Source organism: Klebsiella sp. R390 (assembly GCF_051131745.1).
GTDB lineage: Bacteria > Pseudomonadota > Gammaproteobacteria > Enterobacterales > Enterobacteriaceae > Klebsiella.
Genome location: NZ_CP180445.1, coordinates 2,989,835 through 3,010,220 on the forward strand (window position 1 = coordinate 2,989,835; position 20,386 = coordinate 3,010,220).

Here is a 20,386-nt window from a genome sequence, read left to right on the forward strand (position 1 = left end):
AAAAGGCTGAAATCAACTATACCCGAAATACTTCAAGCTGCCTGTTAGTGTAGGGTGAAAGAGACGTCTCATAGCTAAAGGAATTCACAATGCTAAGCATACTGGGCAAACGCACCTCAATTAACGTGCGTAAAGTGTTATGGACCTGCGAGGAAGCAGGGCTGGAGTATCAGCAGGAGGATTACGGCAGCGGCTTCCAGCCGACCGACACGGCGGCGTTTCTCGCCCTCAACCCCAACGGTCTGGTGCCGGTGCTGCTCGATGACGACGTTGTACTGTGGGAGTCCAACAGTATCTGCCGCTATCTGGCACGCAAAGCCGGGCGGGAAGATCTGCTGCCCGTGGCGCCACGCCAGGCAGCGGATGTTGAACGCTGGATGGACTGGCAGGCCACCGAGTTCAACAATGCCTGGCGCTACGCGTTTATGGGCCTGGTGCGCAAAGACCCGCGTTTTCAGGATCCGGCGGCGCTCAAAGAGAGCATTGCGGCGTGGACCCGCTGCGTACAGATCGTTGAGTCTCAGCTTCAGCATACCGGTGGCTGGGTCACGGGGGCGCATTTTACGCTCGCGGATATTGTGCTTGGCCTGTCGGTGCATCGCTGGAAAATGACCCCGTTTGCCCATCCGGAGATGCCGGCAGTGGAGCACTGGTATATGGCGCTGAACCAACGTCCGGCATTTATGCGTCATGGCAATAATGGTACGGCGTGATTATCCATAATTGGATAAAAACGGCGATATTTTCAGCCTGTTCGCTTTGCAATGAGCGTTGACAGCCGTTACGATCCAGGCCTCTTGGCTTCTCCCCATTGGTTTCAGTACGGCAGGAAGGTGTGGTTTGAACAGGCAGCTGAGCCCTGTGTTATTGGCGTCACTGCTGCTTGTAGGATGCTCCGGAACGCTCTCGCAAATGAGCGTTCCTTCTGATGCGACCACCCTGGTTGCGCAAAACGGACAACCGATGCCCGTCGATGCCTTCGTCACCCGCTATATGCAGCAAAAGCAGGTCAGCGGCGTGGTGGTGGCAATTATCCATCACAATGGCCCGGCAGAATTTCACTGCTATGGGGTAACCGACAGCAAAAGCCAGAACCCAATTACCCCGGACACGCTGTTTGCGCTGGGCTCCCTGAGCAAAGGGACCACCGCCGAAGTGATAACCTTGCTGGTGAACGAGGGGCGGCTGCACTGGGATGATACGCTGCTCACGTTGCTGCCTCCGGGAACGCCGCTGAGCAATGACGCTAAAAAAATCACCCTGTTACAGCTGGTGACCCACACTTCCGGCCTGCCGCGTCAGCCAATGAACCTGCTATCGCTGGAACATCTGCTGGCCTACCTGAGCGACGGCGAAAACTTCTACCATGAACTGGATAGCAACAAGGTGCTGAGCTATCTGCGCACCTTTAACGCTCCTGCGACCCGTGAACCCGAATACTCCAATCTGGGCTACGCGATCCTCGGCTACATCCTCAACTATCAGACCGGAGAGTCGGTGGAAACCCTGGCGTCGCGGATGATTTTTCAGCCGCTGGCAATGCGCAATACCAGCTATGCGCCGCAGACGCTGCGCGGCTATCCGCAGCGGGCGCTTGGCCATGCGGGCGACCAGCCGAAGTTTAAATCTCGCGGCGCGCTGACCCCGGACTGGCAATTCAGCAACAACATGGTGGGGGCAGCGAGCCTGTACAGCAACGCCCGCGACCTGATTGAATACGCCCGCGCCCATTTTTCACCGACCCATCACGCTGCGTTGGATAACGCTTTCGCCGACGTCAGCGCCGTGTACTATCCGCGGGAGAAAGAGGCGGCCAATATCGCCTGGGTGACCGATACCCTTGGCGAGCAGAAAATTACCTATCAGGTGGGGTATATCGGTGGCTATGCCAGCTATATCGGTTTCGATAAAGCGCATCAGAATGCGGTGGTAGTGCTGCAAAACAGCTTTAACTGGAGTAACTACATCGGCCACGCGATCCTGCAAAACCAGGCGCCGACCCCGGCGTATCAGGTGCCGCCGACGACCATAAAAAAAGCCCCGTGAGAACACGGGGCCGGGAGGATTAACGCATGGTGACGAACTCTTCCGCTGCGGTCGGGTGAATCGCCACGGTGTTGTCGAAGTCCTTCTTGGTTGCGCCCATTTTCAGCGCTACCGCGAAGCCTTGCAGCATTTCATCCATGCCGAAACCGATGCCGTGAATGCCGACAATCTTCTCTTCCGGGCCGACGCAAACCAGCTTCATGCGGCACGGCTGGCGGTGTGAAGTCACGGCGGTGTACATGGCGGTGAAGGAGGATTTATAGACCTTCACGGCGTCATCGCCATACTGCTCGCGCGCCTGCGGTTCGGTTAAACCGACGGTGCCGATCGGCGGGTGGCTGAAGACTACGGTTGGGATATTGCTGTAGTCCAGATGCTCGTCCGGTTTGTTGTTGAACAGACGTTCGGACAGGCGACGACCCGCGGCTACCGCCACCGGCGTCAGCTCGACCGCACCGGTGTTATCGCCCACGGCGTAGATACCTGCCACGTTGGTATTCTGGAATTTATCTACCGCGATATAGCCTTTGTCGTTGGTTTTTACGCCAGCGGCTGCCAGGTTGATATTGTCGTTCGCCGGTTCACGACCGATGGCCCAGATCAGGCAATCGACGGTCTGGCTACGGCCATCTTCCAGCGTCAGCGTCAGGCTGCCGTCCGCGTTTTTCACTACCGCTTTCGGGATTGAAGCCGTGTGCAGCTGCGGCCCTTCGGCGTTCATGACTTCAACCAGCGTGTCGACGATCAGCGGATCGAAGCTGCGCAGCGGCGCGTGTTTACGTACGAACAGGTGGGTTTCGGCACCCAGACCATTGATTACGCCCGCCAGCTCAACGGCGATGTAGCCCGCGCCGACCACAGCAACGCGCTTCGGCAGTGCCGGCAGCTCGAAGAAACCGTCGGAGTCGATGCCATACTCAGCGCCCGGAATCGACGGATGGCTCGGACGGCCACCGGTAGCAATCAGGATATGATCGGCGGTGATGGTCTCGCCGTTCACTTCCACGGTATGCGCGTCGACAAACCGGGCAAAGCCTTTGATCACATCGACCTTGTTTTTGCCCAGCACGTTGTCGTAGGAAGTATGAATACGATCGATATACGCGCTGCGGCTGGCGACCAGCTTATCCCAGTCGAAGTGATTGATGGTGGCGTCGAAACCGTAATCCGGACCGTACAGATGAATCGCTTCGCGAATCTGCGCCGCATGCCACATCACTTTCTTCGGTACACAGCCGACGTTCACGCAGGTGCCGCCCAGATCTTTAGCTTCAATCAGCGCGCACTTTTGGCCATACATTGCCGCACGGTTAATGGAGGCGATACCGCCGCTGCCGCCGCCGATAGCGATGTAGTCATAATGTTTGCTCATAGCGTATATCCTTAGAAGAGCCTGTCCGAGCAGGCCCTTAATCGTTGATTGACCGCGATTGTAGCGCGAGGCGTAAAAGGTTCCACCGATGGTTGCGATTACTCAGGGACGATCCAGCTGACGGTGGCATGGCCATTTCCCGTCGGCGACAGCTTCTTATGCAGCCACGGCAGCACGTTGTTCATCTGCTGTTCCAGCTTCCACGGCGGGTTGATAACGATCATCCCGGAAGCGGTCATGCCGCGCTGGTCGCTATCCGGGCGCACGGCGAGTTCAATTTGCATGATTTTGCGAATCCCGGTGGCTTCCAGCTCTTTGATCATGCGTTTAATTTGTGCACGCAGGACCACCGGATACCACAGCGCGTAGGTGCCGGTGGCAAAGCGTTTATAGCCTTCATGGATCCCGGCCACCACGGCCTGGTAATCGCTTTTAATTTCGTATGGCGGGTCGATAAGCACCAGACCACGACGCGATACCGGCGGGAGCTTCGCCTTCAGCTGCTGATAGCCATCAGCTTTTTCCACTCGCGCGCGGGCATCTTTCTGGAATTCAGAACGCAGCAGTGGGAAGTCGCTCGGGTGCAGTTCGGTCATCTGCAGGCTGTCGTGCTCGCGCAGCAGCTGGCGGGCAATCAGCGGAGAGCCCGGGTAGTAGCGCAGTTGACCGCTGCGGTTGAAATGCTGGACCACGGAAATATAGGCTTCCATTTCGGCCGGCAGATCGTCCTGCTGCCAGATACGCGCGATCCCTTCGAGGTATTCACCGGTGCGTTCGGCGTGCTCGCCGCTCAGCTGATAGCGACCCGCGCCAGCGTGGGTGTCCAGATAGAGAAACGGTTTTTCTTTCTCTTTCAGTGATTCAATGATCAGACTCTGAACGGTGTGTTTAAGGACGTCGGCGTGGTTGCCTGCGTGAAAGCTGTGGCGATAACTGAGCATGGATGCAGAGATTCCGGGAATTGAACAAGATAACCGATAGTTTACCGCAGATCCGCCCAGATTACCGCTGCGGCGCCACGCTGTTTCAATCGTGATGAAAGGGTTGCAAAACGTGAATGGGTCATAAAAGTGTCAAAAATCCGCGCTAGCGTCGCCTGCAGGCAAGGTAATTGTTTGAATAAAAGGAAAAATAATGAAACTGCAAATCACACTTTTGACATCAGCACTGATCCTGGCACTACCGGCACTGGCAAAAGAGATTCCGTTGAACCAGGCGGCGGCGATCGCCAGCAGCGTCACCCCCGCGGCTGCCAGCCCGGCCTTTGACGACCTCGAAAGTCAGACGTTGACCCGGCTACGCGCGGCGCTGAAAGGGGATGCCGCCACGCTCACCCGCGACCAACTGGAGCACGCGAAACAGAGTAAAACTCAGGCAGACAAGGCCTGGCTGAAGGCCAGCGGCTACGATTTTCAGGCTAAAGCGAACCAGCAGGCGGGGATTGAGCTGCTCTCGGCGTTCAGCAAACTCCCTGATTCGGTGGTGAAAGATAACCTTGCTACCGTCACCGCCATTAACCGCGATGCCACTCAGTCGGCCCGTCATCAGGCGCTGGCGGACGCGGAAGGGATTAGCTATCTCTACTTCCTCAGCGATGCGCTGGGCCCGCGGCTGGGGAAAGCCTTCCTCACCGCCTACGATAAAGGCGAGCTGGGCAAAGCGGCGGCGTTGATTAAGGCCAGTGAAGTCAGCACCGGGGCGGCGAAAAAGCATTTTAACAATCCGCGCCCGTTCCTGATTCAGGGCAATACTATTCATCTGGTGCCGGACGACGTGGTGGTCAAGGATAACCAGCCCTATACCGCCGACGGTGGCTCGTTCCCCAGCGGACATACCAACACCGGCTATACCGATGCCCTGCTGATGGCCGAGATGATCCCCGAGCGCTTTGATGCCCTGGTGACGCGCGGTGCGCGCTACGGCTACTCCCGCATTGTGCTTGGCGTACACTACCCGCTGGATGTGATGGGGTCGCGGATGGTGGCGCAACGTAACGTCGCACACTACCTCAACGACGCGAAGTATCACGCGCTATTCAATGAGGCGCGCGATCAGCTGCGCGCGGCGCTGGAAAAAGAGTGCGGCACGTCGCTTGCCGAGTGCGCCAAATCCGCCGGGAAAGACGATCCCTATCGCGACCCGGCCATGAACGCCTTTTACCTGTTCACCATGACCTATAACCTGGCGCAGCAGAAGGGCGAAAAGCCAGGGCTGGCAGTGCCTGAAGGGGCGGAGGTGCTGCTGGAGACTGCGCTGCCGCATCTTTCAGGGGCACAGCGTCGGGCGCTGATGGTGAAAACCGCGCTTCCGGCGGGCTACCCGCTGTCGGGCGAGACCGCCGACCAGCAGTTCTGGCAACGCCTGAATCTACCGGCGGCGTATCAGATGGCGCAGAAAGCGCATTGATCTCACACAGCCCGGCGAAGCATCGCGCCAGCCGGGAATTTGCTCAACGGCCGGGCTTATTACAGCAATACCCGGCGCTGAGCATTGCACGACATTGAAATTCACCCAACTATCCCCCATTCTAGATCTCATGCTAAAGCGCCGGAACGCGCGCTTCATTTACCCTTTTCAACAGGACTGCGCTTATGACCAATCCATTACTGACGCCTTTTTCTTTGCCGCCTTTTTCTGCGATCAAGCCGGAACATGTGGTCCCTGCGGTCAGCAAAGCGCTGGACGACTGCCGGGCATCGGTAGAAAGCGTGGTGGCGCAAGGCGCGCCGTACAGCTGGGAAACCCTCTGCCAGCCGCTGGCTGAAGTGGACGACGTACTGGGACGTATCTTCTCCCCGGTCAGCCACCTGAACTCGGTGAAAAACAGCCCTGAACTGCGTGAAGCCTACGAGCAAACCCTGCCGCTGCTGTCGGAATACAGCACCTGGGTCGGCCAGCACGAAGGCCTGTACAAAGCCTACCGCGATCTGCGTGATGGCGACCATTACGCCACCCTGAATACTGCCCAGAAGAAAGCGGTCGATAACGCGCTGCGTGATTTCGAACTGTCCGGTATTGGTCTTGCCAAAGAGCAACAGCAACGTTACGGCGAGATTGCTGCGCGTCTGTCTGAGCTTGGCAACCAGTACAGTAACAACGTCCTCGACGCCACCATGGGCTGGAGCAAGCTGGTGACCGACGAAGCCGAGCTGGCCGGGATGCCGGAAAGCGCGCTAGCGGCGGCTCAGGCCCAGGCCCAGGCGAAAGAGCAGGAAGGCTATCTGCTGACCCTGGATATCCCGAGCTATCTGCCGGTGATGACCTACTGCGACAACCAGTCACTGCGCGAAGAGCTGTACCGGGCTTATTCTACCCGTGCGTCAGACCAGGGCCCGAATGCCGGTAAATGGGATAACAGCCCTGTGATGGCGGAAATCCTCGCGCTGCGCCACGAACTGGCCCAGCTGCTGGGCTTTGAAAGCTACGCCTTTAAATCGCTGTCGACCAAAATGGCCGAAAACCCGCAGCAGGTGCTCGACTTCCTGACCGACCTGGCAAAACGCGCACGTCCGCAGGGCGAGAAAGAGCTGGCCCAGCTGCGTGCCTTCGCCAAAGCCGAATATGGCGTTGACGAGCTGCAGCCGTGGGATATTGCTTACTACAGCGAAAAACAGAAGCAGCATCTCTACAGCATCAGCGATGAGCAACTGCGTCCGTACTTCCCGGAAAACAAAGCCGTTAATGGCCTGTTCGAAGTGGTTAAGCGCATTTACGGGATCACTGCCAAAGAGCGCACGGACATTGACGTATGGCACCCTGAGGTTCGTTTCTTCGAACTGTATGACGAGAGCAACGAGCTGCGCGGTAGCTTCTATCTCGACCTGTACGCGCGTGAACACAAGCGCGGCGGGGCGTGGATGGATGACTGCGTTGGCCAGATGCGTAAACTCGACGGTTCGCTGCAAAAACCGGTTGCCTATCTGACCTGTAACTTCAACCGCCCGGTGAACGGCAAGCCGGCGCTGTTTACCCACGACGAAGTGATCACCCTGTTCCACGAGTTCGGTCACGGTCTGCACCATATGCTGACCCGCATTGATACCGCCGGGGTCTCCGGCATCAGCGGGGTGCCGTGGGATGCGGTCGAACTGCCGAGCCAGTTTATGGAAAACTGGTGCTGGGAGCCGGAAGCGTTGGCGTTTATCTCCGGCCACTATGAAACCGGTGAGCCGCTGCCGCAGGCGCTGCTGGACAAAATGCTGGCCGCGAAAAACTACCAGGCGGCGCTGTTCATCCTGCGTCAGCTGGAGTTCGGCCTGTTCGACTTCCGTCTGCATGCGGAATACCAGCCGGAGCAAGGGGCGAAAATTCTCGAGACCCTCGCGGAAATCAAAAAGCAGGTGGCCGTGGTGCCGGGACCGTCATGGGGCCGCTTCCCGCACGCCTTCAGCCATATCTTTGCCGGTGGTTATGCGGCAGGTTACTACAGCTATCTGTGGGCCGACGTACTGGCGGCAGACGCCTTCTCTCGCTTTGAAGAAGAGGGGGTTTTCAACCGCGAAACCGGTCAGTCGTTCCTCGATAACATCCTGAGCCGCGGCGGCTCCGAAGAGCCAATGGTGCTGTTCAAACGCTTCCGTGGGCGCGAGCCGCAGCTGGACGCCATGCTCGATCATTACGGGATCAAGGGCTAATTTCCCCGTCCTTCTTAAAGTAAAGCTGCCTCTTCGGCAACGACACTCACTCACCCTGGTCGCGTACGTGCTGTACGTTCCCAGGGATTCATTCCTTTGTTGTCTCGATGCAACTTGAATTACTTAGGGTAAAGTGGACGTGAAAATCTGCTTAGTAGATGAAACAGGCGCCGGAGACGGCGCCTTATCTGTTCTTGCAGCCCGCTGGGGGCTGGAACAGGATGATGGCAACCCGATGGCGCTGGTGATGACTCCGGAGCATCTGGAACTGCGCAAACGCGATGAGCCGAAGCTCAGCGGGATCTTCGTTGATTTTGTCGGCGGGGCCATGGCCCACCGGCGTAAATTTGGCGGCGGTCGCGGTGAAGCGGTGGCGAAGGCCGTTGGCGTGAAAGGCGACTACCTGCCAGAGGTGGTGGATGCGACTGCGGGGCTGGGGCGAGATGCCTTCGTGCTGGCGGCAGTCGGCTGCCGGGTGCGGATGCTGGAGCGCAATCCGGTGGTGGCGGCCCTGCTCGATGACGGGCTGACACGCGGCTATGCCGACCCGGAAATCGGCCCGTGGTTACGCGAGCGTTTGCAGTTGATTCATGCTTCCAGCCTGACGGCGCTGACGGATATTACGCCGCGTCCGCAGGTGGTCTATCTGGACCCGATGTTCCCGCACAAGCAGAAAAGTGCGCTGGTGAAGAAAGAGATGCGCGTGTTTCAGTCGCTGGTGGGGCCGGACCTGGACGCCGACGGGCTGCTGGCGCCGGCACGACTGCTGGCGACCAAGCGGGTGGTGGTGAAACGCCCGGATTACGCACCGCCGCTGGCCGAGGTCGCCACGCCGAACGCGGTGGTCACCAAAGGCCACCGTTTCGATATCTACGCTGGAACGGCGTGACCGGGCCACGGGTCCGTGCGGTTTAGTATGTTGTCGCCCGGACGGGGCGTAGCACCGCCTGCGGGAAACTCCCCGGTGGCGCTGCGCTGACCGGGCTACGGGTCCATGCGGTTTGAGATGTTGTAGCCCGGACAGGTGCGTAGCACCGCCTCCGGGAGATCCCCTGAGGGGTACGGATTAAACAAACGGTGCCAGCGGGTCGGCCATCTCAAAGGCGGCGGTTTTCTCGGCCTTTGGCGGATAGATCAACTCCTGGGTAATGGACATCTTCAGCTTTTTCGCCTCTTCCCGGGTCAGCTTCACCTGCTGATCCCAGCCTTCGGTATAAACCGCCCCCCACGCGCCGAGGTCGAGACAGGTCACATAGTTTTCCTGACGATAGGGCAGCGGCATTACGTCGAGCAGGCTGGCAGCCGCGTTATTCCCGGCAAACTTACCCAGCAAGATCGCGTGCTGGCAGGTCATCAACGCATGGTTACCTTTGTCATCGGTGGCGGCATAGGCCACGTCACCGGTCGCATAGATATCGTCATAACCCACCACCTGAAGCGCCGTATTCACATGCAGGCGGCCCAGGCGATCGCGCGGGGCATCAATCTGCGCCGTCAGGCCGTTAGCCTCGACGCCAACGGTCCAGATAACAGTCCGGGAGGCGATTCTCTGGCCGTCTTTCAGCATCACGCCGTCGGCATCGACACGCTCTACTTCAGTGTTCACCCGCCACTCAACGCCAAGCTCTGCAGAGGCCTGGACGATAACCTCGCGCAATGCTTCGCTGTAGCGTGAACCCGGCTGCGGGCCGCGCTCAACTACGACTACTCTGGTCTTAGCATTCGAGCCGAGGATCGCCCGCAATTTGCCGGGTAGCTCCAGCGCCATCTCGATACCGGTGAAGCCGCCGCCGCACACGACCACGGTATTGCGTGACTCACTGTCAGCCTCATGGGCGAGGGATTTCAGGTGCGATTCCAGCACGCTGGCGCTCTCCAGCTGATCGAGATCGAAGGCGTGGGTATCGGCGCCGGCCACCAGTGAACGGTTGACGTGGCTGCCGCTGGCCAGAACTAACCGGTCGTAGCTCTGCTGCTGCGTGACGCCGTTGGCATCGGTCCAGGTCACGGTTTTGCTGGCCGGAAGGATCCGGGAAACCGTCCCGCGCAGGAAGCGCACGCCGGTTACATCAAACAACGACTGCAGCGGCGCCACCAGGGTCTCGACGGCATTTTCATAAAAGCGCGGACGCACCCGCAGTTCAGGCTGCGGCGCAATCACCGTTACCTCTACGGCCTGTGATTGATGTTGATCGGCCAGGCGAGCGGCGCTAAGCGCGGCCCACATTCCTGCAAAGCCGGCACCGACAACCAGAATTTGTTTACCCATGATGGTTTCACTCACTGTTAACGACGATATGTTTACTCGGATTTTATTTGTCGTAGTATGTGATTGCAATCTGATTTGTGACGCGAAGCGGTTTGGGTGGGGGTATTTGTATTTATCTAATTGATAATAAAAAGTTTAAAAATTTTATGGCCGGCGGGAACTTTTATCCTTGTGGCAAGGCTATGGCGAAAAAGCTACAATAACTCAGATTTATTTTGGCTGAGATAAGAGCATGGCATTCTACAGTTCCGGTGTTGAGTACGGCATTCATAGCCTGATGTGTATGGTGGACAGCAAAGGCGACGCCCGCGATATGAGCGTGCGCGAAATCGCCGATCTGCAAAGCGTGCCCTACGATTACCTGGCCAAAATCTTTACCCGCCTCTCGAAGGCCGGCCTGGTGCGCAGCACGGAAGGTAAGGGCGGCGGATTCCAGCTGGCGAAGCCGGCGGAACACATCACGGTACTCGATGTGGTGAACGCCATTGATGGCGATAAGCGCATTTTTGAGTGTCGGGAAATTCGCCAGCGGCTGGCGGTGTTTGACGAACGTCCGCCGGAATGGGCCTGCGAAGGGATCTGCGGCGTGCGATCGGTGATGGATATGGCCCAGCAGCGCATGGAAGAGGCCCTGGGACAGCATACGATTCTGGACCTGGCGCGTAAGATGTACCGCAAAGCGCCGGACGAGTTTGTTATCGAAGTACAGGACTGGATTGCCGCGCGCAAAGGTTAACCCCAGCCGTGTTGCCCGCTGAGGTTAACCATAGCGTTACTGGTCGCTGGTCGGCGTATTGATCATCCGGTTGAGCCACGGCACCAGAATTGCCATCACTATTGTCACTCCCAGCGTCACCAGGCCAATTTTGCCGAAGACGTTGGTGTAGATCGGTAGGGTTTGCAGCGGGTCGGTGATGTTTTCCGGCACGGCGGTGAAGGTCGCAACATAGCCGCCCATCAGGAAAGCGGCCGCCTGAGTCAGGAACCACATCCCCAGAATAAAGCCCATCAAATGCTGCGGCACCAGCGCGGCGACCATCGCCAGCCCGAGGGCGCTAATCAGCAATTCACCGAGGCTCTGGAACAGGTACACCAGCACGATAAACCACGGTGACGTCAGCCCCTGGGCATCGGCAAACCAAATCCCTGCCGCCGCCGCGGTCAGGAATCCCAGCGAACATAAAAACATCCCGAGGGTAAACTTCATCGGCATGGTCAGGTCTTTGCCTTTATTGCCCAGGCGCGTGTATATCGCCGCCAGTACCGGGCTGGCTACCACTACCCAGAATGGGTTCAGCGCCTGGAAGCTCACCGGGTTAATGGTGATGCCGAGAATGTCGTGATGGACGTTATTAATGGCGAAGAAGTTGAGCGAGGTCGGCATCTGCGCGTACAGAATGTAAAACAGCACCGCCTCCAGCATCAGGATAAAGGCGACAAACATTTTATTGCGCCCGGTCTTATCGAGTTTGAAGGCCTCGCGGAAGAAGAAAATGATCACCACAATGGAGAGCACAATCAGCACCAGGTTGGCAATTTTGACGTTATGCAGCAGCCAGGCGCAGAGGAACACCATCGCCACCGTACCCACCAGGACATACAGCAGGTTACGCAGCACTAAGGGACGATGGTCCGGCTCAGAACCGATATCTTTGACCATTCCCCGACAGGCGAAATAGACCAGTAGCGCGATAATCAGCCCCGCGCCGCACAGGTTATAGGTGACGGCATAGCCAAACTTTTCGGCGATCACCGGGGCCAGCGACAGCGACAGCAGCGAGCCGATATTAATCGACATATAAAACAGGGTGAAGGCCCCATCAAGACGCGCGTCTTTGGGCGGGTAGCATTTTGACAGCAGGCTGGCGGGGTTGGCTTTAAACAGGCCGTTGCCGACGGCGATAGTCCCCAGAGCGATAAAAATCAGGTCGGGCTTGAGCAGCGACATCCCGGTCATAAAGTAGCCCAGCGCCAGCACCACTGCACCGAGAACCAGCGTGCGTTTGGTGCCGAGCAGATGGTCGCCGACATACCCGCCGATAGAGATCAGGCCATACACCAGCGCCGCAAAGGCACCAAAGGTAATAAACGCCTGTTCCTGAGAAAATCCAAGCTGTTTAACAAAGAAGACGGCCAGAATCCCCTGGACGCCGTAATAGCCAAATCGCTCCCATAACTCCACAAAAAAAATCATGAAGAACGGCCGTGGTTGCTGCAACAACCCAGTAGGTGCAGTAGTTTTCATATTCCTTCGCCTTAAAGTTCTATCCCAAAAAAGTATGAACGCGTATGCCAGAACGCGCTGAAAAAGTATTCTTAAGCGCAATGATTCGGTCATTTGCTGTGTTTGTAGATTATTATACGAATTATATTTCTTATAATTGGTTTATCACACTAATCATTAATAATTTTATGGATTGATGTTCTGGAGTAATTGTGAGGGGAGGCAAGGGAGGGATACCATGAGAAATAACGTTCAGGGCGATTCACACCCCGTAAAAACAACAACGCCCGCAATCGCGGGCGTTGGCATTCTGCTGGTCTACAGAGCGACGGTTATTCGTCTTCTTCGTCGCGCAGCGGAACAATCAGCATATCGACATGAACGGTGTTGATCAGCTGGCGTGCGGAGGACATCAGCTTGCTCCAGAAATCCTGATGGTGACCGCAGACCACCAGGTCCATATCGTATTTTTTAATCGCATCAACCAGCACCTGACCGAGATCGCCGCTGCCGCTCAGGGTTTCGGTAATCGGATAGCCCGCATTGGTGGACAGTTCGCTCAGCGCGTGGTGGGTCTCTTCGGAAATGCGTTTCTGCATGTCACCCAGATTGACATCGATCAGACCGGTGTAGAGGTCGGAGTAATTCACATCTACGTGAATCAGAGAAACCTTGGCATTGTAAGGTCGCGCCATTGAAACGGCTTTTTCTACCAGCACTTTGCTTTCCGGGGAGAGGTCTACTGCAATAAGAATATGTTTGTAAGCCATAGTGTTACTCCTTCCATAAGTTGTCGATGACCATTGGACCAGACAGCTGGTGCTGTCGCTTCGCCCGCGTCCTGCGCGCTAATCCGCGGGGGTTCAGCTTGTTAAGGACTTAATTGTAGAAGATATTTCTACCTTATAGCGCCCCTCGCGCTCCGTCAATGCACCTGGTCCACCAAAAGTTAAACAAATATATCCGTCTTACGTATTGATAACGATTAACCTTGTGGTAAAAAAATTGACTGATCTCCTACACTATTTAATGAGCCGATCGGATAAATAAACGTGATCGGTATCGCACTCTTGTATTGTATGTTGGGTTGGGTATTGGGGAGCGCTAGCCCCGGAGACGTCTCCGAGGGTGGGTCGCCGGGGAGGACGTATGATCAGCACTATTGCGCTGTTTTGGGCCCTGTGTATCGTTTGTGTGGTGAATATGGCACGCTACTTCTCTTCACTGCGTGCGTTATTGGTTGTGCTACGTGGTTGCGATCCCTTGCTTTATCAATATGTCGATGGTGGCGGCTTTTTCACCTCGCATGGGCAGCCGGGTAAACAGATGCGTCTGGTTTGGTATATCTACGGCCAACGTTATCGCGATCATCATGATGATGAGTTTATTCGTCGCTGCGAGCGGGTACGGCGGCAATTTATTCTGACCAGCGCGCTCTGTGGCCTGGTGGTGGTGAGTCTGATTGCGCTGTTAATCTGGCACTGAGCATCACAGCAGGCGGGGAAAGCCCCGCCTTCTTTCATCTGGCTCAGGGTTTAACTGAGAACCGGAGACTGGAGATATTGTTCTCAATCGAAGTAACCTTCCCGCTATAGGCAATTTTCACTTCTCCGTTTGTATCAAGACTAGCCGAGGTAATCGTGCCGGTACCCTCAATGACAGGATGCTTCATAGCAAGCTGATGGATAATGTCGGTATCTTTCCCTGCGATCGACTCTGAGAGATAGTAACGGTAGATTGTGGGTACGGTTGTACCACCCTGATTGTTCACGGTCATATAGAGCCAGACGCTATCGGATAATTTATAAACGCGCTGTAGCTCATCGCTATTTCGCTGATTGGGCTGATGGTTTAACCAGAGGAATCCAATGACTACAGCCAGAAGCGAAACGGTAACAAGGCGATGAATCCATTTAATAGCCGTTTTGAATGGCATACTCTATTCCTTCTCTGATGTTACGTTGATCCGTCGGGTCATCTCCGTAAGGCGGCTTTTCGTACCATTTTCCCCATGCCGGCCTTGAGCCCAGCCTGCACCCATAAGAAGGATGTTTGCAGGGATACCTGCCGCAGTACCAGCGGATCCGAAGTTGAAGTTACCAAATGCAGCAAAATATGGGTCGAATTTTTTATAATCCCAGGGACCGCCATTTCGGACTTTTTGGTAGAACCAATAATACGTTGAGGGCGTGGCCATATTGCGTGACATTCCGTTAAGGCGTGCCTCACGCATATTGTTCGCTATAACGGTTGAACCCGGTCCTGGAATCGGGACAGAAGCCATACATTCTCCTTTGTTTGGATTTTTCTTCTGGCCGCCAAGATAGTTTTTTCTGTGTTTTGACGTTGAACAAAAAATGTTCAGAAAATCCTCATGTTATCAAATACCTCATGGCAAATAGCAACCATAAAAAAAGCGGGTCAGTTTCCTGACCCGCTTTTTTGTCGCACTCAACCGATTAGATAAGCTTCAGCGAGAGCCAGTACAATCCGCCGGAGAGCAGAATCGCGGCCGGTAAGGTGAGAACCCACGCCATCAGAATGCTGGTGACGGTTTTTCTCTGCAGGCCACCGCCATCGACGAGCATCGTCCCCGCAACAGAGGAGGAGAGCACGTGAGTGGTAGAAACCGGCATACCGGTATAGCTCGCGAGACCAATCGATACGGCGGCGGTCATCTGGGCTGACATACCTTGTGCGTAGGTCATGCCTTTCTTACCAATTTTCTCACCGATAGTGGTCGCCACGCGGCGCCAGCCGATCATGGTGCCGATACCCAGCGCCAGCGCAACCGCCATAATGATCCAGATTGGCGCGTACTCGATGGTGCTCAGCATATCGGTTTTCAGTTTCTTCAGCAGGCGCTGATCGTCTGCATTCACTTCCGGAAGCTTCGCGACTTTGTCGGTGGTATCGGAGATGCACAGCATAATGCGGCGCAGCTGAGCACGCTGATCGACCGAAAGGGCGTCATAGCTTTCGATACCGGTCAACGCGGTCTTCACACGGTCCAGGGCGTTGATGGTGTTCGCCGGGTGGCAATGGAATTCACCGCCGTTTGGCGTCGCGCTGGCATCCGGAGACGGTACCAGTTGGTCAACGCCGGTGACTTTCTTCAACAGCTCAGGGCGCTGCTGGAAGAAGGTTTCCACGTTGTTGACCGCATCACGAGTCCGGGTGATTTCGTAACCGGAGGCATTCATGTTGACCACGAAGCCCGCCGGAGCGACGCCGATAAGTACCAGCATGACCAGACCAATGCCTTTCTGACCATCGTTGGCACCGTGCGAAAACGATACGCCAATAGCCGACAGAATCAGCGCAATACGGGTCCAGAATGGCGGCTTTTTCTTACCGTCTTTCTTTTCACGTTCAGCCGGGGTCAGGTGGATACGGGCGCGTTTTTTAGTACCGCTCCAGTAGCGACGCAGAATGAAAATCAGCCCGCCTGCTACCACCAGGCCGACGATCGGCGAGATGATAAGCGAACCGAAAATGCCGAGCACTTTCGGGATATTCAGCGCGTCAACCACTGAGGTGCCCGTCATCAGCGCATTGGTTAAACCAATACCGATGATAGCGCCGATCAGCGTATGTGAACTGGAGGCTGGCAGACCAAAATACCAGGTGCCGAGGTTCCAGATAATCGCGGCTAGCAACATAGAGAACACCATGGCGAGGCCATGTGCGGAACCCATATTAAGCAGCAGGTCGGTCGGCAGCATATGCACGATGGCATAAGCGACGCTAAGGCCACCTAACAGCACGCCGAAGAAGTTGAAGAGGGCCGCCATCGCAACAGCAAGTTGCGACCGCATTGCGCGTGTGTAAATCACAGTTGCAACCGCGTTTGCGGTATCATGAAAGCCGTTAATCGCTTCGTAAAACAGCACGAAAGCTAAAGCAAGCAATAGTAATAGCCCGGTATGTAAATCCAGACCGGCAAATAAATGTAGCATAGGACGTTACGCCATTTTGAGGACATGAACGCGGCGCATTATCAGGGACTTTAGCGGCGCGGGCAAAGTGAAATATAGACTTTTTTTGATTTTCTTCCTGTCTGTTTTTCACTCGCTTGAGATTAATCTTATATCTTTCAATGATGTATCTAAATACATGGATTTTCGTGCTGGTGCGACCAGAGTGAAAAATTTACAATTCCCGACAATCGGGATATGAGGAAAGTTGTGTGGAAAGGTTTGATGCCATTGTAATCGGCGCCGGTGCGGCGGGAATGTTTTGTGCAGCACTGGCGGGCCAGGCAGGGCAACGTGTGCTGCTGCTGGATAATGGCAAAAAGCCGGGGCGTAAGATCCTGATGTCCGGCGGCGGGCGCTGCAACTTTACCAATATGTATATTGAGCCGGCGGCTTATCTGAGCCGAAATCCGCATTTTTGCAAATCTGCGCTGGCGCGCTACACCCAGTGGGATTTTATCGAGCTGGTCGGCAAACACGGCATTGCCTGGCACGAGAAGACCCTCGGCCAGCTGTTTTGCGATGACTCCGCCGGGCAAATTGTCGACCTGCTGCTGGCCGAATGCGAAAAAGGGGCGGTGCAGATCCGCCTGCGCAGCGAGATTATCAGCGTTGAGCGCGATGATGAGGGCTACACCCTGCAGCTGAATGGCGACGCGGTAGCGGCGAAAAAACTGGTGGTGGCCTCGGGAGGCCTGTCGATGCCGGGGCTGGGCGCCTCGCCGTTCGGCTATAAGCTTGCCGAGCAGTTTGGCCTCAAGGTGCTGCCCACTCGTGCGGGCCTGGTGCCCTTCACTCTGCACAAACCGCTGCTGGAACAGCTGCAGGTTCTTTCCGGCGTCTCGGTACCATCGACCATCACGGCGCAGGACGGCACGCTGTTCCGTGAAAATCTGCTGTTTACCCACCGTGGCCTCTCCGGGCCAGCGGTGTTGCAAATTTCCAGCTACTGGCAGCCGGGTGAGTTTGTCAGTATCAATCTGCTGCCGGATTGCCATCTTGATGATTTTCTCAACGAGCAGCGCCGCGAGCACCCGAACCAGAGCCTGAAAAACACTCTCGCTATGCAGTTACCGAAGCGCCTGGTGGAGTGCCTGCAGCTGCTGGGACAGATACCGGACGTCACGTTGAAACAACTGAACCTGCGCGATCAGGAGTTGCTGGTGGAAACGCTGACCGCCTGGCGCGTCCAGCCGAACGGCACTGAAGGCTACCGTACCGCAGAAGTGACCCTCGGCGGCGTGGATACCAACGAACTGTCGTCGCGCACGATGGAAGCCCGGAAGGCGCCGGGACTCTACTTTATCGGTGAAGTGATGGATGTGACCGGCTGGCTGGGCGGCTATAACTTCCAGTGGGCGTGGTCTTCCGCCTGGGCCTGCGCACAGGCGCTGGCGGGCGAGTGACAATCACGCCGTCTGTCGGGTTAGCTTTCTGCCTCTGAATCGTGGCGGAATAGCGCCTGCCAGGCACGCGCAGCGCCGTTAATCTCCTCTTTACGGCTCACCCGGAGCAGACTGGCGCAAAGCGCCGGGTCATTCAGGGGACGATAGACAATCCCCGGAATGCCGACCTGCACTACCGGTTCGGGGACCAGTGCCACGCCCAGTCCGGCGCCGGCCATCGCCAGCACGCTCAGCGTTCCTGACGCGCGGGATATACGCTGGGCATTCCCTCCGTTGAGCGTCTGCAGAACAGACGTCAGCTGCGCATCCGCATCGTGGCTGGCATAGAGGATCAGCGGCTCCTCCGCCAGCATCGCCACGGTCAGCTGCGGGTACACGGCCAGCGGGTTATCCTGTCTCATTGCCACAAACCGTTGCCAGCTGCCGACGGCTTCGCAGTGCAGCGCCGGGTGGTTTGCTCCCTGAAAGTCCGGCAAATAGCCAATATCCAACTGGTCATGAAGAATCGCATCAATTTGCTGATGCGGTTCCAGCTCTTGCACCGTCAGTTCGGCCAGCGGATAACGCTGGTGAAAAAGCCGCATATCGGCAATTAGCAGGCCACTGAGCACCGCATTGCCGGCAAAACCGACTCGTACCCGACCCATCTCCCCTTTGAGAGAGCGTTCTACCATTAAGCGACTATGCTCAGTCTGGGCGAGGATATTTTGCGCCTGAATCTGCAGCAGTTTCCCGGCTTCAGTCAGCATCACCCGTCACCTTATCGCTTCCCCCGTCGTGCAGTTTAGCGATGACGGCAGCCGGGCCATTCTCGAAACCTGCGCGGTGATTATTGCTGAAAACACCCGGCTGAATATCGGCTGTGAGTGCCATAACCGTTTTTATGATATGGCTGAAAAGCGCGACGGCGTGTGGCGGTTGTTCCATCGTCAGAGTATCTACGATATGGGGACCTTCACTTTCCCGCAGGGACCCACGGAGATTGACGCCTCGTTGGTCGCAAAATACCCGCGTGAATACGCCGCGCTTGGTTATCTGCTAGAGCAGAGTGGTTTTCCGGTACAACGCGTGTTTGCTACCCGGGGCAGCGACCAGGAGCGAGAGATGAAAGCCGCAGGAATGCGCTGGCTCTCGGCATAGTTGTCGCATCGCGCTGGCGCCCCCCCGAGGTGATTAATTCAGGCCAAGAAAGTGCTGGGCGATTTTGAAGTAAATAATCAGCCCGGTACCGTCAATCAGCGTGGCGATAAACGGTGCGGAGACCACCGCCGGGTCAATCCCGACGCGTTTGAGCACCATCGGGATCACCGACGACACCACCGCGCTCCACAGGGTAATGCACACCAGCGTCAGGCTGACGATCATCGTGATTTCCATGCCGATGCCCATCATCCAGGCGCGGATGCATCCCGCCAGCCCAAGAGTAATGGCAATCAGTAGCGATGTGGTCACCTCTTTGCGAATCACCCGTCCCATATCACGCAGTCGGACTTCCCCCAGCGCCATGGCGCGCACCAGCGTGGAGGTGATCTGCGTACCGCTGTTGCCGCCGGTGCCAATCAGCAGCGGGATGAAAAAGGCCAGCGCGATGGCGGACTCCAGCGCCTCGCCAAAGTGTTGCAGCACGCTGCTGGTATAGGCCTCCGCCACGAACAGCAGCAGCAGCCATACCGCTCGCTTCTTCCACAGCGTCCACGGGCTGATCTCCAGATAGGGCTGATCCAGCGGCAGCGTTGCCCCCTGGCGATGAACATCTTCGGTGACGTCATCCTCCAGCAGATGGGCAATCTCTTTTTCCATCAGGCAGCCCACCAGCTCGCCCTTGTCGACCACTGGCACCAGATCGAGCCCGCGTTCGGTCAACTCCGCCACCACCTGCTGGCGCTCGTCATCGGGCCTGACGCGAAACAGACAGCTGTCCATCAGGTAGCGAATGGGCTGCGCCGTTTCGTTCTCCTGGAGCAGTTTTTTAATCGATAAACTCCCGCGCAGTTTCTTGCCGGCCATCACAAAGACCTGGCCGGGGATCTCATCGCTGGTGAGTCGGGAGATAAACAGTTCCCGTGCCTCAGAGACGCTGAGGTGCTCAGGCAGGGTGATAAAATCGGTACGCATGTATTGCGCGATAGCGTCGCCGTCAAAATTGGCAGCGGGCAGGTGCGCGGTGCAGTGCTGAATAGTTGACATGAGGTATACCCTATAAAAAATCACTCATAGGGGCGAACAAGACAGGGTGCGCACAGGCAGATCCCTACGTCCTGGTTTTAGCACTGCACAACGTATCTGAACGGAAAATACCGCCAGAAGTTACCTTGGCAACACCTTGATTCGATGGATGCCTGTATTTCCCTGAGTGGTCTCTCTCGATACCAGCAGGGCGGTAACTTATGTTTATGCAGGAGCCTCGCCATAACGAGATCGTTAAATGAGCGGCCATTATAGGGAGGTGAAATTGTTG

The 20,386-nt window shown here is 56.5% G+C and carries 18 protein-coding genes, 1 pseudogene and 1 riboswitch; of the genes and pseudogenes, 9 read left to right on the forward strand and 10 right to left on the reverse strand.

Annotation, left to right across the window (positions count from 1 at the left end; all coding sequences use genetic code 11):
- The first annotated feature begins 89 nt into the window (after window positions 1-89).
- Together ACMYSP_RS13835 and ACMYSP_RS13840 are read left to right on the forward strand one after the other, a co-directional pair.
- Entirely contained in the window at window positions 90-713 is a 624-nt protein-coding gene (locus ACMYSP_RS13835) for a glutathione S-transferase family protein (protein ID WP_434582623.1), read from the forward strand.
- A gap of 199 nt (window positions 714-912) precedes the next feature.
- Window positions 913-2,046, forward strand: coding sequence for a serine hydrolase domain-containing protein (locus ACMYSP_RS13840; RefSeq protein ID WP_434582625.1), 1,134 nt, complete (start codon window positions 913-915; stop codon window positions 2,044-2,046).
- A 19-nt stretch (window positions 2,047-2,065) separates the two neighbouring features.
- On the opposite strand, the gene gorA is transcribed toward ACMYSP_RS13840, so the two are convergent.
- Complete coding sequence (gorA, locus tag ACMYSP_RS13845; protein ID WP_434582626.1) at window positions 2,066-3,418, reverse strand: glutathione-disulfide reductase; 1,353 nt, start codon at window positions 3,416-3,418, stop codon at window positions 2,066-2,068.
- A 98-nt stretch (window positions 3,419-3,516) separates the two neighbouring features.
- A complete protein-coding gene (locus ACMYSP_RS13850; protein ID WP_434582627.1) occupies window positions 3,517-4,359 on the reverse strand; it encodes a 23S rRNA (adenine(2030)-N(6))-methyltransferase RlmJ in 843 nt (280 codons plus the stop codon).
- Window positions 4,360-4,552: 193 nt separating this feature from the next.
- On the opposite strand from ACMYSP_RS13850, the gene ACMYSP_RS13855 reads away from it, so the two are divergent.
- From ACMYSP_RS13855 to rsmJ, 3 genes are all read left to right on the forward strand, one after another.
- Complete coding sequence (locus ACMYSP_RS13855) at window positions 4,553-5,824, forward strand: acid phosphatase (RefSeq protein ID WP_434582628.1); 1,272 nt, start codon at window positions 4,553-4,555, stop codon at window positions 5,822-5,824.
- Between the two features lie 185 nt (window positions 5,825-6,009).
- The gene (gene prlC, locus ACMYSP_RS13860; protein ID WP_434582629.1) at window positions 6,010-8,052 is read left to right on the forward strand and encodes an oligopeptidase A; all 2,043 of its coding nucleotides are present in this window, start codon (window positions 6,010-6,012) and stop codon (window positions 8,050-8,052) included.
- Window positions 8,053-8,191: 139 nt separating this feature from the next.
- Window positions 8,192-8,941 carry a 16S rRNA (guanine(1516)-N(2))-methyltransferase RsmJ gene (gene rsmJ, locus ACMYSP_RS13865; protein WP_434582630.1) on the forward strand — a complete coding sequence of 250 codons (750 nt, stop codon included), beginning with the start codon at window positions 8,192-8,194 and terminating at the stop codon, window positions 8,939-8,941.
- 177 nt (window positions 8,942-9,118) lie between these two features.
- On the opposite strand, the gene ACMYSP_RS13870 is transcribed toward rsmJ, so the two are convergent.
- Window positions 9,119-10,321, reverse strand: a complete 1,203-nt coding sequence (locus ACMYSP_RS13870; protein WP_434582631.1) for an NAD(P)/FAD-dependent oxidoreductase — start codon at window positions 10,319-10,321, stop codon at window positions 9,119-9,121.
- Window positions 10,322-10,553: 232 nt separating this feature from the next.
- On the opposite strand from ACMYSP_RS13870, the gene ACMYSP_RS13875 reads away from it, so the two are divergent.
- A complete protein-coding gene (locus tag ACMYSP_RS13875; RefSeq protein WP_123757227.1) occupies window positions 10,554-11,057 on the forward strand; it encodes an RrF2 family transcriptional regulator in 504 nt (167 codons plus the stop codon).
- 36 nt (window positions 11,058-11,093) lie between these two features.
- Here the strand turns inward: ACMYSP_RS13875 and dtpB are convergent, their stop codons facing one another.
- Window positions 11,094-12,542, reverse strand: coding sequence for a dipeptide/tripeptide permease DtpB (gene dtpB / locus ACMYSP_RS13880; protein ID WP_434587096.1), 1,449 nt, complete (start codon window positions 12,540-12,542; stop codon window positions 11,094-11,096).
- 335 nt (window positions 12,543-12,877) lie between these two features.
- Window positions 12,878-13,315, reverse strand: a complete 438-nt coding sequence (uspA, locus tag ACMYSP_RS13885; RefSeq protein ID WP_004126268.1) for a universal stress protein UspA — start codon at window positions 13,313-13,315, stop codon at window positions 12,878-12,880.
- 379 nt (window positions 13,316-13,694) lie between these two features.
- Between uspA and uspB the strand changes: the two genes are divergently transcribed.
- Complete coding sequence (gene uspB, locus ACMYSP_RS13890) at window positions 13,695-14,030, forward strand: universal stress protein UspB (protein WP_123757229.1); 336 nt, start codon at window positions 13,695-13,697, stop codon at window positions 14,028-14,030.
- Window positions 14,031-14,073: 43 nt separating this feature from the next.
- Here uspB and ACMYSP_RS13895 read toward each other — a convergent pair whose 3' ends face one another.
- The 3 genes from ACMYSP_RS13895 to pitA form a co-directional block, all read right to left on the reverse strand.
- On the reverse strand, window positions 14,074-14,481 hold the full coding sequence (locus ACMYSP_RS13895; RefSeq protein ID WP_434582632.1) for a hypothetical protein: 408 nt from the start codon (window positions 14,479-14,481) through the stop codon (window positions 14,074-14,076).
- 3 nt (window positions 14,482-14,484) lie between these two features.
- Entirely contained in the window at window positions 14,485-14,829 is a 345-nt protein-coding gene (locus tag ACMYSP_RS13900; protein WP_434582634.1) for a polymorphic toxin type 44 domain-containing protein, read from the reverse strand.
- Window positions 14,830-15,004: 175 nt separating this feature from the next.
- On the reverse strand, window positions 15,005-16,504 hold the full coding sequence (gene pitA / locus ACMYSP_RS13905) for an inorganic phosphate transporter PitA (RefSeq protein ID WP_434582635.1): 1,500 nt from the start codon (window positions 16,502-16,504) through the stop codon (window positions 15,005-15,007).
- 230 nt (window positions 16,505-16,734) lie between these two features.
- Here pitA and ACMYSP_RS13910 point away from each other — a divergent pair, with 230 nt between their 5' ends.
- On the forward strand, window positions 16,735-17,928 hold the full coding sequence (locus tag ACMYSP_RS13910; RefSeq protein ID WP_434582636.1) for an NAD(P)/FAD-dependent oxidoreductase: 1,194 nt from the start codon (window positions 16,735-16,737) through the stop codon (window positions 17,926-17,928).
- Window positions 17,929-17,948: 20 nt separating this feature from the next.
- Here the strand turns inward: ACMYSP_RS13910 and ACMYSP_RS13915 are convergent, their stop codons facing one another.
- On the reverse strand, window positions 17,949-18,677 hold the full coding sequence (locus tag ACMYSP_RS13915; RefSeq protein WP_434582637.1) for a LysR family substrate-binding domain-containing protein: 729 nt from the start codon (window positions 18,675-18,677) through the stop codon (window positions 17,949-17,951).
- 1 nt (window position 18,678) lies between these two features.
- Here ACMYSP_RS13915 and ACMYSP_RS13920 point away from each other — a divergent pair.
- A pseudogene (locus tag ACMYSP_RS13920) lies at window positions 18,679-19,068 on the forward strand (nuclear transport factor 2 family protein); the annotation flags it as partial.
- A 33-nt stretch (window positions 19,069-19,101) separates the two neighbouring features.
- On the opposite strand, the gene ACMYSP_RS13925 reads toward ACMYSP_RS13920, so the two are convergent.
- Window positions 19,102-20,115: a magnesium transporter gene (locus ACMYSP_RS13925; RefSeq protein ID WP_434582638.1), complete on the reverse strand. Its 1,014-nt coding sequence runs from the start codon at window positions 20,113-20,115 to the stop codon at window positions 19,102-19,104.
- A gap of 55 nt (window positions 20,116-20,170) precedes the next feature.
- Window positions 20,171-20,352, reverse strand: a riboswitch (M-box (ykoK) riboswitch).
- Window positions 20,353-20,386 lie beyond the last annotated feature (34 nt).

Bases quoted from the DNA above. Each gene is read 5' to 3' on its own strand.
- ACMYSP_RS13835 (WP_434582623.1), top strand. From the start codon at position 90: ATGCTAAGCATACTGGGCAAACGCACCTCAATTAACGTGCGTAAAGTG.
- ACMYSP_RS13840 (WP_434582625.1), top strand. From the start codon at position 913: ATGAGCGTTCCTTCTGATGCGACCACCCTGGTTGCGCAAAACGGACAA.
- gorA (WP_434582626.1), bottom strand. From the start codon at position 3,418: ATGAGCAAACATTATGACTACATCGCTATCGGCGGCGGCAGCGGCGGT.
- ACMYSP_RS13850 (WP_434582627.1), bottom strand. From the start codon at position 4,359: ATGCTCAGTTATCGCCACAGCTTTCACGCAGGCAACCACGCCGACGTC.
- ACMYSP_RS13855 (WP_434582628.1), top strand. From the start codon at position 4,553: ATGAAACTGCAAATCACACTTTTGACATCAGCACTGATCCTGGCACTA.
- prlC (WP_434582629.1), top strand. From the start codon at position 6,010: ATGACCAATCCATTACTGACGCCTTTTTCTTTGCCGCCTTTTTCTGCG.
- ACMYSP_RS13870 (WP_434582631.1), bottom strand. From the start codon at position 10,321: ATGGGTAAACAAATTCTGGTTGTCGGTGCCGGCTTTGCAGGAATGTGG.
- ACMYSP_RS13875 (WP_123757227.1), top strand. From the start codon at position 10,554: ATGGCATTCTACAGTTCCGGTGTTGAGTACGGCATTCATAGCCTGATG.
- uspA (WP_004126268.1), bottom strand. From the start codon at position 13,315: ATGGCTTACAAACATATTCTTATTGCAGTAGACCTCTCCCCGGAAAGC.
- uspB (WP_123757229.1), top strand. From the start codon at position 13,695: ATGATCAGCACTATTGCGCTGTTTTGGGCCCTGTGTATCGTTTGTGTG.
- ACMYSP_RS13895 (WP_434582632.1), bottom strand. From the start codon at position 14,481: ATGCCATTCAAAACGGCTATTAAATGGATTCATCGCCTTGTTACCGTT.
- ACMYSP_RS13900 (WP_434582634.1), bottom strand. From the start codon at position 14,829: ATGGCTTCTGTCCCGATTCCAGGACCGGGTTCAACCGTTATAGCGAAC.
- pitA (WP_434582635.1), bottom strand. From the start codon at position 16,504: ATGCTACATTTATTTGCCGGTCTGGATTTACATACCGGGCTATTACTA.
- ACMYSP_RS13915 (WP_434582637.1), bottom strand. From the start codon at position 18,677: ATGCTGACTGAAGCCGGGAAACTGCTGCAGATTCAGGCGCAAAATATC.
- ACMYSP_RS13925 (WP_434582638.1), bottom strand. From the start codon at position 20,115: ATGTCAACTATTCAGCACTGCACCGCGCACCTGCCCGCTGCCAATTTT.